Genomic DNA, 15,668 nt, shown 5'->3' on the forward strand with positions numbered 1-15,668 from the left:
CGTCGCTCACATCTCGAACGACTCGTGGTGGATGCGACGGGCCGGAACACCGGCGCCGCGCAGTGCCTCGTAGACGCCCTGTGCGAAGCCGGGCGGCCCGCACAGGAAGACGTCGTGGTGGTCGATGTCCGGCAGCTTCCGGCGCAGCGACTCCGGCGAGATGTCCGGGCGCTCTCCGTCGGGGCTGTTCACGGCGTACATGAGGCGGGCGCCGCGCTCGTTGGCGATGGTCGCCAGCTCGTCCCAGAGAGCCAGGTCCTGGGTGCTGTTGGCCCGGTAGAGAAGGGTGAGGTCGCCCGCCGCGCCGGGCAGGGTCTCGAACAGGGCACGCATCGGGGTGATACCGACGCCGCCCGCCACCAGCAGCACCTTGCCCTTGCTGCGCTTGGCGGCGGTCAGGGCGCCGTACGGGCCCTCGGCCCACACGCGCGTGCCGGGCTCCAGGTCGCGCAGGGCCTCGCTGTGGTCGCCGATCGCCTTCACGGTGATGCGCAGCATGTTGGGGCGGGGCGCCGCCGACAGCGAGTAGGGGTGCGAGCTGAACCGCATACCAGGGGCCAGGAAGCGCCAGCGGAAGAACTGGCCCGCCTCCGCGCCCATCCGGTGCAGCTTCTTGCCGCTCATCAGCACGGACACGATGCCCGGGGTCTCCTCGATGACCGCCTCGACCCGCAGCCGGTGTCGCATGTTCAACCGGATCGGCGTGAGGATGCGGTACCAGAGGACCAGCGCGGTCACCGAGCCGTACAGCGCGTACCAGGCGGTCTTCGCGACCGGCTCCACGACGAACTCGTTGCCCGTGGAGAGCTGGTGCCAGAAGGTCAGGAACGTGGCCGCGTACGTCAGCAGGTGTATGTGGTACCAGAGGTCGTACGGAATCCTGCGCCGGACCGGGCCGATCGAGATGAGCCCGATGAACACCAGCAGACCGGTACCGATCGCCGCCTTGCCCATGTCGGGCAGCTGGTTCACCGAGTCGACCGTCTGCTGGACGATGCCGGTGAAGGTGTTCCCGGCCTGGAGGGCGTACCCGTACATGATCAGGACGACGTGTGCCACGACCAGGCAGAGCGTGTACCGGCCGCTCATCGCGTGCCAGCGCGCCACCCGGTCCGAGCCGACCCGGCGCTCCAGCGCGGGCACGCGGGCCATCTGGAGCACGACCAGCGCCATCAGGTAGCCGCCGAGGAGGCCGGTGATCCGGCCCGCCGCGATGATCTGGGCGGTGGTGTCCGCGAGGGAGGGGGTGTTGTTCCACCACAACCAGATCACTCCGGCCGCGCCCGCCCCGACAACCAGCAGCAGCGGGACGGCCGGGGAGCGGCGAGGTCGGATGCGGCGCATCGTCTGGCGTCGCGCGGCACGTCCGCCTGCGATCGTGCTGGTCACGGTTCCTCCGTGGGACGGGGTCGAGAGGCTTGGCCCCTTGACCCACACATACGTGCCACGACCGCTGAGTGTTCAGTGACCGGCAGAGTCCACAGGCAACCGGAGTGACGGCGGGTAACACCCGCTCAGTGGAGCTCGGCGACGCTCAATAGCGGGTGATCGCCGTCGCCCCGCTCGCCGTACCGATCGCGATGTGCGGCCGGCGGACCGGATCGGCCCAGGCGAGGATCGCCCGCATCGCCGCCGCTGGCACCGACACACAACCGGCCGTCGCCCCACGCCCGTTGACGTGCAGAAAGATCCCCGCACCGCGCCCCAGCACCGGCTCGGCGTAGTTGAAGCCGATGACGTACGCGTGCGCGTACTGCGTCGTGTACGAGATCAGGTGCTCGGACCGGTCGGCCCGGCAGTCGGCCGGGCGTGGCTCGGTCCAGCGGTTGTAGGAGCGCGAGTCGTTGTCCTGGCACCACCAGGAGTTCTGCCGCACGGGCCGGTACGTGACCTCGGTGCCGTCCGGGGCCTTCTTGATGCCGAAGGCGTACGGGAGGTCGTACAGCCCGGTGGGTGTCGTGTTCGTGCCCTGCTTCCGGGAGGCGCCCTCGACGAGGCCCTTCGCGCCGAAGCGGGCAGTCGCGGAACCGGCCTTCACCCACGTCCCGTTCCGCCGGTCCCACCAGATGACCGTGCCCGAGGTCGCGCCGGCGCGCGGCGCCTGAGCCGTGATCAGCTGGGAGCCGCCGCCGGTGTCGGCCATCCGGGCGGGCAGCGGGGGCCCGGCCGTGGGAGGGGCACCGGGGGCGAGCACGAGAAGGGACGCGGACGCGAGGACGACGGCGACTCCGGGACGCATGGCTCAGACGGTACTGGGGGGCAGCGGCAACGGCAGCCCGGGTAGTCCGTCCAGGCTGGTCGCGATGTGGTCCTTCTTCTCGAAATAGGCGCTCAGCGAGGCGTCGTCCTCACGCGCGAAACGCTTGCCGTGCAGGTCGCGGTCGCCGTCGTACGACATGAAGGGCACCGAGTACCCGCAGCTGTCCCGGACGAGTTCGGCCCGTACGACGATGACCGCGCGCAGACCGTGATCGGTGGCGTCGATGTCCGGGAAGCGGGTGAGGAGTTCGGGGAAGCGCGGGTCGTCACGGAAGACCGGCTCACCGCGGCCGTGCACCCGCACGATGTTCGGCGGGCCCTCGAAGGCACACCACATGAGCGTGATCCGGCCGTTCTCGCGCAGATGGGCCACGGTCTCTGCGGTGCTGCCGGCGAAGTCGAGATAGGCGACGGTCAGCTCGTCGAGGATCACGAAGGAGCCCTTGAGCCCCTTGGGGGAGAGGTTGACCGTGCCGTCGCCGGACAGCGGGGCGGTCGCGGTGAAGAAGAGGGGCTGCGCCTCGATGAACGTACGCAGGCGGCCGTCTATGCGCTCGTAAGTCTTTCCCATGACTAACTATTATCGGGGAAAGTCATTCGGCTGTCTAAGGGTTTTGGCGATCTGTCTACGGTCGTACGACTGAACAGGGACCGAGGCCGCCCCGGCCGGCGTTCGCAGCGGGGCGGCCACAGTGCCTGCGTCACGTCACTTGGTGAACGTGCAGTCGGCCAGCACTTCGAGGCCGGTCGGCTTGGCGGCGGTGCGACCGATGGAGATGACGATGCGGTCGATGGTCGACGCGCGCTTGCCCTCCAGCGGACCGACGATGGCGTTCTGGACGAAGTTCGCGCCACCCTGGCCGACCGTGTTCGCGAGCCGGGTGTTGGACTCGGCGAGCTGCGTGTTCAGCAGGGCCAGGTTGCGGTCGACCTCGGCCTTCGCCGACGCCGGGATCGCGGGCAGCTTCGAGGCCACGTCCGGGCAGCTGATGGTGCCGGCGGCGCCGGCGTTACCCGTGTTGCCGGTGTTCCCCGCGTTACCGGTGTTCCCGCCCGCCTGCTGGGTGGGCGCCGCGCTCGGCGCCGCGGGGGCCGCCGGTGCTGCGGCCCCGGCCCCGTTGAGGGTGCACGGCGCCAGCGCGTCGAGGCCGACCGGCTTGGCGGCGGTGCGGCCGATGGCGGTGGCGATGCGGTTGATGGTGGCCACGCGCTTGTCCTTGAGCGGACCGACGATCGCGTTCTGGACGAAGTTGGGGCCGCCCTGGCCCACGGTGTCGACGATGCGCTTGTTGGCCTCGGCGATCTGCGTGTTCAGCAGCGCGAGGTTGCGGTCGACCTCGGCCTTCGCCGACGCGGGGATCGCAGGCAGTCTGTTCGCGACCGCCGGGCAGTTCACCGTCGCGGTCGCGGCCTTCGTGGTCGCCTTGGTGGCGGTGCTGTTCTTGGAGGATTCCCCGGCCAGTGCGGAGCCGGCGACGATCGCGCCGGACAACGCCACCGCGGCGGCGCCGCCGATGAAGCCCACACGACGCTTGTTGTACTTCGGAAGAGCCCTGGACATGCGGATGCCTCACTCGGGTCAGGGGGTGGCTGTGCGGTTCAACTGGCTTTACAGACGCGGCGCCTGCGTCGGCGTGAAGTACGGGTAAGCGGTTTCGCGCGTTCAAAGACTCGTCAAACATCCGTGAGAAATTTTCCCGAGATTGACGAACCATGCAGAGTCCTGCATACTCATGCATGTCAGCGAATGCACTGTGAGGAGAAAACCCGTGACCGAGCGCGTCGTACTCGCCTACTCAGGCGGACTGGACACCTCCGTCGCCATCGGCTGGATCGCCGAGGAGACGGGCGCCGAGGTCATCGCGGTCGCGGTCGACGTCGGCCAGGGCGGCGAGGACCTGGACGTCATCCGCAAGCGCGCTCTCGCGTGCGGTGCGGTCGAGGCCGAGGTCGCGGACGCCAAGGACGAGTTCGCCGAGGAGTACTGCCTCCCGGCGATCAAGGCCAACGCCCTCTACATGGACCGCTACCCGCTGGTCTCCGCCCTCTCCCGGCCGACGATCGTCAAGCACCTCGTCGCCGCCGCCCAGAAGCACGGCGCCACCACGGTCGCCCACGGCTGCACCGGCAAGGGCAACGACCAGGTCCGGTTCGAGGCCGGCATCGTCGCCCTCGCCCCCGACCTCAAGTGCATCGCCCCGGTCCGTGACTACGCGATGACCCGCGACAAGGCGATCGCCTTCTGCGAGGAGAAGCAGCTCCCGATCGCCACCACCAAGAAGTCCCCGTACTCCATCGACCAGAACGTCTTCGGGCGCGCGGTCGAGACGGGCTTCCTGGAGGACATCTGGAACGCCCCGATCGAGGACATCTACGAGTACACCTCGAACCCGGCCACCCAGCGTGAGGCCGACGAGGTCATCGTCTCCTTCAAGGAAGGCGTCCCGGTAGCCATCGACGGCAAGCCGGTGACCGTCCTCCAGGCGATCCAGCAGCTCAACGAGCGCGCCGGCGCCCAGGGCATCGGCCGGATCGACATGGTCGAGGACCGCCTCGTCGGCATCAAGTCCCGTGAGGTGTACGAGGCTCCGGGCGCGATCGCCCTGATCACGGCCCACCAGGAGCTGGAGAACGTCACGGTCGAGCGTGAACTCGCCCGCTACAAGCGCCAGGTCGAGCAGCGCTGGGGCGAGCTGGTCTACGACGGCCAGTGGTTCTCCCCGCTCAAGCGCGCCCTGGACGGCTTCATCAACGAGGCCAACCAGCACGTCAACGGCGATGTCCGGATGACCCTGCACGGCGGCCGCGCGGTCGTCACGGGCCGACGCTCGGACACGTCCCTCTACGACTTCAACCTGGCCACGTACGACACGGGCGACACCTTCGACCAGGCCGCGGCCAAGGGCTTCATCGACATCTACAGCCTGTCGTCGAAGATCGCGGCCAAGCGCGACCAGGCGTAACCGATACCGTTGTCGCCACCGCCTCCCTTCCCCGTGCGGGTGGGGAGGCGGTGGCACATCCGGAGCCGGAACACCTGAGCATCCGGAACACCTGAGCATCCGGAACCCGAGAGCAACCCTCCGAGGAGCAACGCAAGTGAGCAGCAACAGCGGTGACGTACGGCTCTGGGGCGGCCGTTTCGCCGACGGTCCCGCCGAGGCCCTGGCCAAGCTGTCCGCGTCCGTCCACTTCGACTGGCGGCTCGCGCCCTACGACATCGCCGGATCGCGTGCCCACGCGCGCGTGCTCCACAAGGCGGGCCTGCTCACCCAGGACGAGCTGACCCGCATGCTGGCCGGCCTCGACCAGCTCGAAGCGGATCTCGCCGACGGCACCCTCGTCCCCACGGTCGCCGACGAGGACATCCACACGGCCCTGGAACGCGGCCTGTTGACGATCCTCGGCCCCGACCTCGGCGGCAAGCTCCGCGCCGGCCGCTCACGCAACGACCAGGTCGCGACCCTCTTCCGCATGTACCTGAGGGACCACGCCCGTACGATCGCCGGCCTGATCGCCGACCTCCAGGACGCGCTGATCGGCCTCGCGGAGGCCCACCCGGACGTGGCGATGCCCGGCCGCACCCACCTCCAGCACGCCCAGCCGGTCCTGTTCGCCCACCATGTCCTGGCCCATGTGCAGCCCCTCGTCCGGGACGCGGAGCGCCTGCGCCAGTGGGACGAGCGCACCGCGGTCTCCCCGTACGGCTCGGGCGCGCTGGCCGGTTCGTCGCTCGGCCTGGACCCGGAGTCGGTCGCCAAGGACCTCGGCTTCGAGCACGGCAGCGTCGCCAACTCCATCGACGGCACGGCCTCTCGTGACTTCGCCGCCGAGTTCGCCTTCATCACGGCGATGATCGGGATCAACCTCTCCCGGATCGCCGAGGAGGTCATCATCTGGAACACGAAGGAGTTCTCCTTCGTGACCCTGCACGACGCCTTCTCCACGGGCTCGTCGATCATGCCCCAGAAGAAGAACCCGGACATCGCGGAACTGGCGCGGGGCAAGTCCGGACGGCTGATCGGCAACCTGACGGGCCTCATGGCGACGTTGAAGGCCCTCCCCCTCGCGTACAACCGCGACCTCCAGGAGGACAAGGAGCCGGTCTTCGACTCCTGCGACCAGCTGGAGGTCCTGCTCCCCGCCTTCACCGGCATGATGGCCACGCTCACCGTCCACCGCGACCGCATGGAGGAACTGGCCCCGGCCGGCTTCTCCCTCGCCACCGACATCGCCGAGTGGCTGGTCAAGCAGGGCGTGCCCTTCCGCGTCGCCCACGAGGTAGCCGGCGAGTGCGTCAAGGCGGCGGAAGCCGACGGCATCGAGCTGGACGGCCTCACCGACGACCAGTTCGCGAAGATCAGCGCCCACCTCACCCCCGAGGTCCGCTCGGTCCTCAACGTCCCCGGCGCCCTCGCCTCCCGCAACGGCCGAGGAGGCACCGCCCCGAGCGCGGTGGCGACCCAACTGGCCGAGGTGAAGGCGAACGTGGCAGCCCAACACGAATGGGCAACGGCAAAGGCAAAGTAGTCCTTAAAGGGCCGCAGGCCCCTTTAGGGGCGCGGGGAACTGCGCGACAAGCCACAACGAACCCGCACCCGCCACCCAACCGAACCCCCCGAGCTCGAAGGCGAAGGGGGTCGAAGGGGCACAGCCCCTGGTGATGGGACGGGTAGGGGCGGCGGGGGCGAAAAAACCGCCCCCGCCGAAGCCCCCCACCCCGCCCGACGAAGGTCATCGAGGGTTACGTTGGTCGGAACCCGCAAGGAGCCGACCGAACGGAGCCCGCGATGCCCTTCGCCCGACTGGCCACAGCGACAACCCCCACCTGCCACCTCGGACTGGGCCTCGCCGCAGTCGCCCGCCCCGGCTACATCAACCTCGGCCGGGACGAGGACCTCGGAGAGAACCGCAGCGTAGACAGCCTCCGCACCCGCACCCACGAACTCCTCGACGCGGCCTACGCCCAGGGCGTCCGCTACTTCGACGTGGCCCGCTCCTACGGCCGCTCCGAGGAGTTCCTCGCCGACTGGCTGACCGCGCGCCCCGACATCGACGACATCGTGATCGGCAGCAAGTGGGGCTACACCTACACCGCCGGCTGGACCACGGACGCCGAGCAGCACGAGGTCAAGGACCACAGCCTCCGGACGTACGACCGTCAGCGCGCCGAGACCGCCGAACTGCTCGGCGACCGCCTCGACCTCTACCAGATCCACTCGGTGACCCCCGACAGCCCGGCCCTGTCGGACAAGGAACTCCACGCCCGTCTCGCGCAGGCCGCGGCAGAGGGCCTGACCGTCGGCTTCTCCACCAGCGGCCCCGCCCAGGCCGACACCGTCCGCGCCGCCCTCGCCGTCACGGTCGACGGCGAGCCCCTGTTCCGTACCGTCCAGTCGACGTACAACGTCCTGGAGACCTCCGCCGGGCCCGCCCTGGCCGAGGCCCACGAGGCCGGGCTGACGGTGATCGTCAAGGAGGGCATGGCCAACGGGCGTCTCGCCGCCGGTCAGGCGCCGGACGCCGTACGGGCGATCGCCGAGGAGACAGGGCTGGGCGCGGACGCCGTGGCCCTCGCGCTGGTGCTGCGCCAGCCGTGGGCGGGGGTCGTGCTGTCCGGCGCGGCCACGGTCGGCCAGCTCGCCTCGAACCTGCACGCGGCGGTCGTCGACCTCGACGAGGACCAGCTGTCCCGGCTGACCGCACTGGCGGAGGAACCGCACGCCTACTGGGAGCGACGCGGGCAGCTGCCCTGGCACTGAGTGGCTGAGCGGCTGGGTGGCTGAGCCACTGAGCGGCTCAGTCACCGAGTCACCGAGTCACCGAGCCGCCGAGTCACCGAGCCGCCGAGCCGCCGAGCCGCCGAGCCACTGAGAGCGCAGGGCCCCGATACTCCCGAGACCCCCGGTTGAGTGGGCGCTCCTGACACACGCATACCCCCAGTGAGACAAAGATGTCTCACATGGCCTATCTTTGTCTCATGGCCGTCGACCGTGAACACGTGCTGCGCAGCGCAGCCGCCCTGCTCACCCGGAAATCCACGTCCACGATGGACGAGGTCGCCAAGGCGGCCGGAATCAGCCGGGCCACGCTGCACCGCCACTTCGCCGGGCGGGACGCGCTCGTGCGGGCCCTCGAAGGGCTCGGCATCGAGGAGTGCGAGGCGGCTCTGGCGGCCGCGCGACTCGGCGACGGCACCGCTCAGGAGGCCGTCCGCCGCCTGGTGCGGGAGCTCGAACCCGCCGCCGGACTGCTCGCGTTCCTCTACACCGAGAACCAGCTGTTCGAGGGCGACGGGCAGAACGAGGGCTGGGCCAGGATCGACGCCGGGATCGCCGCCCTGTTCCGGCGCGGCCAGCAGAACGGCGAGTTCCGCATCGACCTCACCCCGGCCTGGCTCACAGAGGCGCTCTACGGGCTCATGGCCTCGGGTGCCTGGGCCGTGAGCGAGGGCCGGGTCGCCGGCAAGGACTTCACCTACATGATCGTCGAGCTGCTGCTCGGCGGCGCACTACGGAGAGAGGAATCATGACCAGCACCTTGCAGCCGGCCTTCGCGACGGAGGAAGGGAGGCGTCCGGGCCGCTGGCTCGCGCTCTCCGTCCTCGTGCTGGCCGTGCTGCTGGTGGCCGTCGACGCGACCGTCCTCGGTCTCGCGACCCCCTTCATCAGCGAGGACCTGAAGCCGTCCGGCAACCAGTTGCTGTGGATAGGCGACGTCTACTCGTTCGTCATCGCGGGCCTGCTCGTCTCCATGGGCAGCCTCGGCGACCGCATCGGCCGCAAGCGGCTGCTGCTCATCGGTGCGACCGCGTTCGGCCTGGTGTCGGTCCTCAACGCCTACGCCACGACACCGGAGTTGATGATCCTGGCGCGGGCGCTGCTCGGTGTCGCCGGCGCGACCCTGATGCCGGCCACGCTCGCCCTGATCCGCAACCTCTTCCACGACCCGCGCGAGCGCAGCCTCGCCATCGGCATCTGGGGCGCAACGGCCTCCGCGGGCACGGCAGTCGGCCCGGTGGTCGGCGGCTTCCTGCTCGAACACTTCTGGTGGGGCTCGGTCTTCCTGATCAACCTTCCTGTGATGGTCGTCCTCGTCCTCGTCGGCATCAAGCTGCTCCCCGAGTCCCGCAACCCGGCGCCGGGCCCGTGGGACCTGCGGAGCGTCGTCCTGTCGCTCGTCGGCATGGTCGGCATCGTGTACGGCATCAAGGAGGCGGCGTCGCACGGGTTCTCGTGGACGGCGCTGGGCGTGGGCGTGATGGGTGCCGCCGCCCTGTACGGCTTCGTCCGCCGCCAACTCACCCTGCCCATACCCCTGTTGGACATGCGACTGTTCCGTGACCGGGGCTTCAGCGGGGCCGTGCTCGCCGATCTGCTGACCATCCTCGGACTGTCCGGGGTGGTGTTCTTCCTCTCGCAGTACCTGCAACTCGTGCAGGGCCGGGGGCCGTTGGAGGCGGGCCTGGCCGAACTGCCCGCAGCCGTCGGCGCGGTGGTGGCGGGGCTCCTCGCCGGTACGGCGGCCCGACGCTACTCGGTACGGGCCGTGGTCTCGGGCGGGCTCGCCGGCATAGGTCTCTCACTGGCCGCGCTCACCCTTGTGGACCAGTCCACGGGCTATCCGCTGCTCGGCGCCGCGCTGCTGGTCGTCGGCGTGGGCGCGGGCCTCTCGTTCACCGTGACCTCGGACGTCATCCTGGCCGGCGTACCCAAGGAACAGGCGGGTGCGGCGGCCGCGGTCTCGGAGACGGCGTACGAACTCGGCGCCGCCCTCGGCATCGCCCTGCTCGGCTCGGTCGTCACCGGCGTCTACCGAGACTTCAACGCCCCGCCGGGCACCCCCGCCGAGGCCCACGAATCACTCGGCGGCGCGGTGGAGACAGCGGCGAGCCTGCCGGCCCCCACCGGCGAGGCACTACTGAACGCGGCCCGCGAGGCCTTCACCGACGGCATCGCACTGGCGGCGGGCGCAGGCGCGGTGGTTCTCCTGGCAGCGGCGGGCGCAGCCTGGGTCCTGCTGAAGGGACAACGCCTGGAGGGCCGGGCCAACCACTCCTAGCGGGGCCTGGCGGCGCCGGGTGCGTGGAGCGCCCCTCCAGGGGCGCGGGGAACTGCGCGACAAGCCACAACGAACCCGCACCCGACGAACAACCCTCAATACCCCTACGCGGCCTTGGCCTTGGTGGCGTACATATCCACGTACTCCTGCCCCGACAACCGCATGACCTCGGTCATCACCGAGTCCGTCACCGCCCGCAGCACATACCGGTCCCGATCCATCCCCTCGTACCGAGAGAACTCCATCGCCTCACCGAACCGCACCGTGACCCGCCCCGGCCGGGGCATACCCGCACCCCCGGGCTGCAACTTGTCCGTGCCGATCATCGCGAACGGCACGACCGGCGCACCCGTCATCAGGGTCAGCCGGGCGATCCCGGTGCGGCCCCGGTAGAGGCGGCCGTCGGGGGAGCGGGTGCCCTCGGGGTAGATGCCGAACATCCGGCCCTCCTCCAGCACCCGGCGCCCGGTCATCAGCGCCGCGACACCGCCGTTGGCCCCGTCCCGGTCCACCGGGATCATGCCGACGCCCGTGAAGAACCAGGCCATGAGGCGGCCCTTGAGACCCTCGCCGGTGACGTACTCGTCCTTGCCGATGAAGACGACCTGCCGGTCACAGACCAGCGGCAGGATCATCGAGTCGATGAACGTGAGGTGGTTGCCGGCCAGGATCACCGGACCGTCCCCCGGGATGTGCTCCACGCCCTCCACCCGTGGGCGGAACATCAGGCGCATGATCGGTCCGAGCAGTGCCTTGATGAGCGCGAAGCGGGACAACGGGCCCTCCGGTGTCAAGGGATCGGTATAAGCCTGTGCAGGTGAGGACGATACTCGCGCCTCGGGGGGTAATGCACATCGGGTTCACCGAGTACTTACGCATTGTTGACCCGCGTTTACCTGCGGTGGCGCGGTGTTGCGGGCAGGTCACACCCGGCGACGAGTGTGACGGACATCGCGCGAAAGCCATACGGGGACACGCGGGCGGGTACCCACCGAGCCCGTGTCGATGCCGGACGACCGCCGGACCACCACCCCCTCCTTCCCCTGTCCCTCTCCTTCTCCCTTCTTCCATGACATCCAGCGTCACCCGCATGTTCCGCCCGAGGACTCCCGGTCGCCATGTACACGCACCTACGATCGGTCCGCTCGGACAGATGACGGTGTGGCGGAAGGGGCACTCATGGGCACGCTGGAGTCGAACGGACATGCGCAGGGGGAGTCGACGGGTGCGGGGCGGCGGGCGCTGCTCGGGGCCGCGATGCTGGGGGCGGGCGGTGCGGTCCTCGGGCTGCCCGGCGCGGCGAGAGCCGACGCCCAGGATGCGAAGCAGCACGCGCAGCACGACGTGAAGCACGGAGGCGGTGGCTTGAAGAGCCTGCCCGTACCGACGATCATCGGCCACCGGGGTGCCAGCGGCTACCGCCCGGAGCACACCCTCGGCTCGTACCAACTCGCCCTCGATCTCGGCGCGGACATCGTCGAGGCCGGTGACCTGGTCCCCACCAAGGACGGTCACATCGTCTGCCGCCACGAGCCCGAGATCGGCGGGACCACGGACGTCGCCGACCACCCGGAGTTCGCGAGCCGCAAGGTCACCAAGGTCCTGGACGGCGTCTCCCTCACCGGCTGGTTCACCGAGGACTTCACGCTCGCCGAGCTGAAGACGCTGCGCGCGGTCGAGCGCATTCCGGCCAACCGCCCGCACAACACCCTCTACAACGGCCGCTGGGAGATCCCCACCTTCGAAGAGGTGCTCCGCTGGCAGGACGAGCAGACCCGCAAGCGCGGCAAGCAGGTCTGGATCTACCCCGAGACCAAGCACCCCACCTACTTCCGGGCGCTCGGCCTGGGCCTGGAGGAACGGGTCGCGAAGCTGCTGAAGAAGCACGGCAAGGACAGGAAGAACTCGCCGGTCATCATCCAGTCCTTCGAACCGACCAGCATCCAGCGCCTCAACCGGCTCGTCGGCAACCCGCTCGTCGTCCTGCTCTCGGCCGCGGGCACCCGCCCCTGGGACTTCGTGACGACCGGCGACCCGCGTACGGTCGCCGACCTGATCAAGCCGGCCGGCCTGCGGGAGATCGCCTCCTACGCGCAGGGCATCGGCCCGACCCTCGACCTGGTCATCCCGAAGGACTCCACAGGCGCGCTCACCTCACCGACCACCCTGGTCGCGGACGCGCACGCGGCGGGCCTGATCCTGCACCCGTACACGATGCGCAACGAGAACCCCTTCCTGCCGGCGAACTTCCGCAAGGGCACGGACGCGGACGCCTACGGAGACGCCTTCGGGGCGTACCGGACGTACTTCGCGACGGGCATCGACGGCGTCTTCACGGACAACCCGGACACGGGCGTACTGGCCCGCGCGGACTTCCTGAACGACTGAGGAGAACAGAGGACGGGCCTCGTCAACGACTGAGCCGCCCGGCCCCGGTTGGGGTGACAACCGGCTGCTCCGGCAACCTCCCGCCGGAGCGGCCGCGTCGTGCCGCATATGACCCACGACATGGTTTCCGCCCTCCGTCCTCTGCTCGCCGCCGAGGCCTCGGCCGAGGCATATGCCTACGGCGCCGAACCGGGCGACCTGGAACAGGCCGTCTGGCTCCGCCTCCTGGAACGCCTCGACTCCGACGGTCCGCCGGCAGACCCGCAGAACTGGCTCCGCCGGGCCGTCCGCTCCGAGGCCCGCCGCAACCGCCGTACCGCCCGCATCGAACGGCCGTACGGCGACCAGCCCGCGGCCGACGACCGCCCCGGCCCCGAACAGCTCGCCCTCACCGCCGCCCGGCACCGCGCCCTGCGCGACGCGGTCCGCCGGCTGCCCGGCCGCTGCCCGAGCCTGATGGAGGCCCTCCTGTCGCCGAAGGACCTCACATACCGGGAAATCGCGGGGGAGTTGGGTATCTCACAGGGAAGTCTTGGTCCGGAACGTTCCAGATGCCTGGGATGTCTCCGTCGTTTGCTGACGCCGGAGGTTGCGGCCCGCGAAGCACGGGGATAGGAGTGAGGACATACGACTGAGCAGGTGAGCGGGAGGCGTGCACACATGGGCATGAGCGTGACCATCTCCGTGGCGACAGAACGGGACGCCGAGCAGATCTTCCGGCTGCAGTACCTGTGCTTCCAGAGCGAGGCCGCTCTGTACGGCAACTACCGGATCGATCCGCTCGTCCAGAACCTGGACTCGGTCCGGGAGGAAGTCGGCACGGACTGTGTCTTCGTGGCCCGGCTGGGCGAGGAGGTGGTCGGCTCGGTGCGCGGCACCCCGAACCCCGACGGGACCGCGTCCATCGGCAAGCTCTGCGTCCACCCCCGCCTCCAGGGCCACGGCATCGGCGCCCGCCTCCTGCGTGCGGCCGAGTCGGCCCTCGCGGAGGAACGCGGCGCCAAGAGGTTCCGCCTCAGCGCCGGCCACCGCAGCGACGCCGGCCTGCGCCTGTACCGCCGGGTCGGCTACGAGACGGTGGGCACGGACAAGGGCAACGACGGCGTACCGATGATCGTCCTGGAAAAGCAGGCGGGAACGTACGCGGCAACTGCTTGACAGGGGTTGAGAAGGGCGCCCCGACAGGGGCGCGGGGAACTGCGCGACAAGCTACAACGGACCCGCAGTCGCGCAGAATCCTCAGCCGACCTCCTCCTGAGGCTCCTCCTGAGGCGCACGCGCTTTCCGCAACCAGTACATGGCCGAAAGAGGCAGCAGCACAGGAATGAACAGGTAGCCCACCCCATAGTCGGACCACACGGTCGAGTCGGGAAACGCAGACGGCTCGACCAAGGTCCACGTACCCACGACCAACACCCCGACAAGCTCCCCGGCGCAACAGGCCAGCGCAGCGCGTCGCGCCGTCTCCCCACCCCGCACCAGCGAGTACGTGATGAACCCGTACACGACACCGGCGACCGCCGACAGCGAGTAGGCGAGCGGCGCATGCCCGAACTCGGTCGAGATCTGCACGGCGGACCGCGACACCGCGCCGACCACCATCACGCCGTACAGCCAGACCAGCAGCATGCCGGGCCCGCTGATGAGCCGCTCCCGCACAGCCTGCCCCTCCGTCGGCTTCTCCGTGGTGGCCATCTCACCCTCCCCAGATGTCATAGAGCCGCACCTCCAGCACGGCCAGCACCACACCGCCGGCGGCAACCGTCACGGAACCCCAGCGCGTGCGCTCCGCCAGCGACATGAACCCCGTCACCGGCACGCACGCCAGCGCGCCCAGCAGATACGCCACGAAGATCGTCGTACCCTGCTCCGGCTTCTCGCCCCGTGCCAGCTGGACGATGCCGACCACCAGCTGGACCACGGTGAGCAGTGTCACCACGCCCATGCCGATGAAGTGCCAGTCCTTGGTGGGCTGATCGCGGTACGCGGCCCAGCCGCACCAGGCGGCGAGCGCGAGGGCGGCGACGGAGGTGGCGACCGTCAGGGCATCGAGCATGGAGCGACTTTAATACGGCCCAAAAGGCCTGTTGAGGTCGGCCCCGTAGGGTCGAGGGCATGATGATCCACGCTGACGCCCTCCTGTTCGACAACGACGGCACGCTCGTCTCCTCACTCGCCTCCGTGGATCGCTGCTGGACGCAGTGGGCGCGGGAGTACGGGGTCACCCCCGAGGAGTTCGCGCGGATCGGGCTGCACGGGCGCCCGGCCGCCGAGATAGCCGCCGACCTGCTGCCCGCCGAGGCCGTGCCCGGTGCCGTCGCCCGTATCGAACAGCTCGAAGTCGACGACGTACCCAACGGTGGCGCCGTGCTGCTGCCGGGGACGGCGGAGTTCCTCGCCTCCCTGCCCGCCGACCGGTGGGCCGTCGTCACCTCCGCCACCCGGCGGCTGGCCGAGGCGCGCCTCGGGGCCGTCGGCATCCTGCCCAAGACGCTGGTCACCGCCGACGACATCACACGCGGCAAGCCCGACCCCGAGCCCTACCTCCTCGCCGCCCGCCAACTGGGCGTCGACCCGACCCGGTGTGTCGTCTTCGAGGACGCTCCCGCAGGCCTCCAGGCCGGTCGGGCCGCCGGGATGACCACCGTGGCGTTGGCCACAACCCACCGGGCGCACGAACTGACCGCCGATCTGGTCGTCGACGATCTCTCGGCCCTGTACGCGCTGGTCACCGGCGATGGTGTGGAGATCCGCGTGCGTGGCTGATTCATGTCCACGCCTGTCCAGCATATGGACAGGCGTGGACGGACGTTCTTGGCCGTGTCCATACGTCTGCTTTACTGATCGCATGACCACGACGAGCAGCCGCACCCTTGCGACCGAGGCGACCCTGACGCCCGGTGCTCGTTGTATGTGTCGAATGTGCGCCTTCTAGAGGGCCCCTGCACCACCCTTTGAGC

The 15,668-nt window shown here is 69.8% G+C and carries 16 protein-coding genes; 9 read left to right on the forward strand and 7 right to left on the reverse strand.

What is annotated here, in order from left to right; genetic code table 11:
- Positions 1 to 6 precede the first annotated feature (6 nt).
- From ACH4TV_RS18970 to ACH4TV_RS18985, 4 genes are all read right to left on the reverse strand, one after another.
- A complete protein-coding gene (locus ACH4TV_RS18970; protein WP_398399425.1) occupies positions 7 to 1,389 on the reverse strand; it encodes a ferric reductase-like transmembrane domain-containing protein in 1,383 nt (460 codons plus the stop codon).
- Positions 1,390 to 1,534: 145 nt separating this feature from the next.
- Positions 1,535 to 2,239 carry a L,D-transpeptidase gene (locus ACH4TV_RS18975; protein ID WP_398399427.1) on the reverse strand — a complete coding sequence of 235 codons (705 nt, stop codon included), beginning with the start codon at positions 2,237 to 2,239 and terminating at the stop codon, positions 1,535 to 1,537.
- Positions 2,240 to 2,242: 3 nt separating this feature from the next.
- Positions 2,243 to 2,830, reverse strand: a complete 588-nt coding sequence (locus tag ACH4TV_RS18980) for a pyridoxamine 5'-phosphate oxidase family protein (protein ID WP_398399428.1) — start codon at positions 2,828 to 2,830, stop codon at positions 2,243 to 2,245.
- A 135-nt stretch (positions 2,831 to 2,965) separates the two neighbouring features.
- Positions 2,966 to 3,820, reverse strand: coding sequence for a hypothetical protein (locus tag ACH4TV_RS18985; protein ID WP_398399430.1), 855 nt, complete (start codon positions 3,818 to 3,820; stop codon positions 2,966 to 2,968).
- A 208-nt stretch (positions 3,821 to 4,028) separates the two neighbouring features.
- Between ACH4TV_RS18985 and ACH4TV_RS18990 the strand changes: the two genes are divergently transcribed.
- From ACH4TV_RS18990 to ACH4TV_RS19010, 5 genes are all read left to right on the forward strand, one after another.
- Positions 4,029 to 5,222: an argininosuccinate synthase gene (locus ACH4TV_RS18990; protein ID WP_398399432.1), complete on the forward strand. Its 1,194-nt coding sequence runs from the start codon at positions 4,029 to 4,031 to the stop codon at positions 5,220 to 5,222.
- A gap of 136 nt (positions 5,223 to 5,358) precedes the next feature.
- Entirely contained in the window at positions 5,359 to 6,789 is a 1,431-nt protein-coding gene (argH, locus tag ACH4TV_RS18995; RefSeq protein WP_398399434.1) for an argininosuccinate lyase, read from the forward strand.
- Between the two features lie 260 nt (positions 6,790 to 7,049).
- On the forward strand, positions 7,050 to 8,021 hold the full coding sequence (locus ACH4TV_RS19000; protein WP_398399436.1) for an aldo/keto reductase: 972 nt from the start codon (positions 7,050 to 7,052) through the stop codon (positions 8,019 to 8,021).
- Between the two features lie 218 nt (positions 8,022 to 8,239).
- Entirely contained in the window at positions 8,240 to 8,791 is a 552-nt protein-coding gene (locus tag ACH4TV_RS19005; protein WP_398399437.1) for a TetR/AcrR family transcriptional regulator, read from the forward strand.
- Positions 8,788 to 10,320: an MFS transporter gene (locus ACH4TV_RS19010; protein WP_398399439.1), complete on the forward strand. Its 1,533-nt coding sequence runs from the start codon at positions 8,788 to 8,790 to the stop codon at positions 10,318 to 10,320. The genes ACH4TV_RS19005 and ACH4TV_RS19010 overlap by 4 nt, the downstream gene beginning before the upstream one ends.
- A 104-nt stretch (positions 10,321 to 10,424) precedes the next feature.
- Here the strand turns inward: ACH4TV_RS19010 and ACH4TV_RS19015 are convergent, their stop codons facing one another.
- Complete coding sequence (locus ACH4TV_RS19015) at positions 10,425 to 11,096, reverse strand: lysophospholipid acyltransferase family protein (RefSeq protein ID WP_398399766.1); 672 nt, start codon at positions 11,094 to 11,096, stop codon at positions 10,425 to 10,427.
- 403 nt (positions 11,097 to 11,499) lie between these two features.
- Here ACH4TV_RS19015 and ACH4TV_RS19020 point away from each other — a divergent pair, with 403 nt between their 5' ends.
- From ACH4TV_RS19020 to ACH4TV_RS19030, 3 genes are all read left to right on the forward strand, one after another.
- A complete protein-coding gene (locus tag ACH4TV_RS19020; protein ID WP_398399441.1) occupies positions 11,500 to 12,708 on the forward strand; it encodes a glycerophosphodiester phosphodiesterase in 1,209 nt (402 codons plus the stop codon).
- A gap of 108 nt (positions 12,709 to 12,816) precedes the next feature.
- Positions 12,817 to 13,323: an RNA polymerase sigma factor gene (locus ACH4TV_RS19025; RefSeq protein WP_398399443.1), complete on the forward strand. Its 507-nt coding sequence runs from the start codon at positions 12,817 to 12,819 to the stop codon at positions 13,321 to 13,323.
- A gap of 45 nt (positions 13,324 to 13,368) precedes the next feature.
- On the forward strand, positions 13,369 to 13,866 hold the full coding sequence (locus tag ACH4TV_RS19030; RefSeq protein WP_398399445.1) for a GNAT family N-acetyltransferase: 498 nt from the start codon (positions 13,369 to 13,371) through the stop codon (positions 13,864 to 13,866).
- A gap of 81 nt (positions 13,867 to 13,947) precedes the next feature.
- On the opposite strand, the gene ACH4TV_RS19035 is transcribed toward ACH4TV_RS19030, so the two are convergent.
- Positions 13,948 to 14,403, reverse strand: coding sequence for a hypothetical protein (locus tag ACH4TV_RS19035; RefSeq protein ID WP_398399447.1), 456 nt, complete (start codon positions 14,401 to 14,403; stop codon positions 13,948 to 13,950).
- Position 14,404: 1 nt separating this feature from the next.
- Positions 14,405 to 14,764 carry a hypothetical protein gene (locus ACH4TV_RS19040; protein ID WP_389359117.1) on the reverse strand — a complete coding sequence of 120 codons (360 nt, stop codon included), beginning with the start codon at positions 14,762 to 14,764 and terminating at the stop codon, positions 14,405 to 14,407.
- 59 nt (positions 14,765 to 14,823) lie between these two features.
- On the opposite strand from ACH4TV_RS19040, the gene ACH4TV_RS19045 reads away from it, so the two are divergent.
- The gene (locus ACH4TV_RS19045; protein ID WP_398399449.1) at positions 14,824 to 15,474 is read left to right on the forward strand and encodes an HAD family hydrolase; all 651 of its coding nucleotides are present in this window, start codon (positions 14,824 to 14,826) and stop codon (positions 15,472 to 15,474) included.
- Positions 15,475 to 15,668: the final 194 nt, after the last annotated feature.

The sequence above is a fragment of the Streptomyces sp. NPDC020898 genome (genome assembly GCF_044333925.1).
Taxonomy (GTDB): domain Bacteria; phylum Actinomycetota; class Actinomycetes; order Streptomycetales; family Streptomycetaceae; genus Streptomyces.

Bases quoted from the DNA above. Each gene is read 5' to 3' on its own strand.
- ACH4TV_RS18985 (WP_398399430.1), bottom strand. From the start codon at position 3,820: ATGTCCAGGGCTCTTCCGAAGTACAACAAGCGTCGTGTGGGCTTCATC.
- ACH4TV_RS19035 (WP_398399447.1), bottom strand. From the start codon at position 14,403: ATGGCCACCACGGAGAAGCCGACGGAGGGGCAGGCTGTGCGGGAGCGG.
- ACH4TV_RS19000 (WP_398399436.1), top strand. From the start codon at position 7,050: ATGCCCTTCGCCCGACTGGCCACAGCGACAACCCCCACCTGCCACCTC.
- ACH4TV_RS19010 (WP_398399439.1), top strand. From the start codon at position 8,788: ATGACCAGCACCTTGCAGCCGGCCTTCGCGACGGAGGAAGGGAGGCGT.
- ACH4TV_RS19005 (WP_398399437.1), top strand. From the start codon at position 8,240: ATGGCCGTCGACCGTGAACACGTGCTGCGCAGCGCAGCCGCCCTGCTC.
- ACH4TV_RS19030 (WP_398399445.1), top strand. From the start codon at position 13,369: ATGGGCATGAGCGTGACCATCTCCGTGGCGACAGAACGGGACGCCGAG.
- ACH4TV_RS19045 (WP_398399449.1), top strand. From the start codon at position 14,824: ATGATGATCCACGCTGACGCCCTCCTGTTCGACAACGACGGCACGCTC.
- ACH4TV_RS19025 (WP_398399443.1), top strand. From the start codon at position 12,817: ATGACCCACGACATGGTTTCCGCCCTCCGTCCTCTGCTCGCCGCCGAG.
- ACH4TV_RS19040 (WP_389359117.1), bottom strand. From the start codon at position 14,764: ATGCTCGATGCCCTGACGGTCGCCACCTCCGTCGCCGCCCTCGCGCTC.
- ACH4TV_RS19020 (WP_398399441.1), top strand. From the start codon at position 11,500: ATGGGCACGCTGGAGTCGAACGGACATGCGCAGGGGGAGTCGACGGGT.
- ACH4TV_RS18975 (WP_398399427.1), bottom strand. From the start codon at position 2,239: ATGCGTCCCGGAGTCGCCGTCGTCCTCGCGTCCGCGTCCCTTCTCGTG.
- ACH4TV_RS18980 (WP_398399428.1), bottom strand. From the start codon at position 2,830: ATGGGAAAGACTTACGAGCGCATAGACGGCCGCCTGCGTACGTTCATC.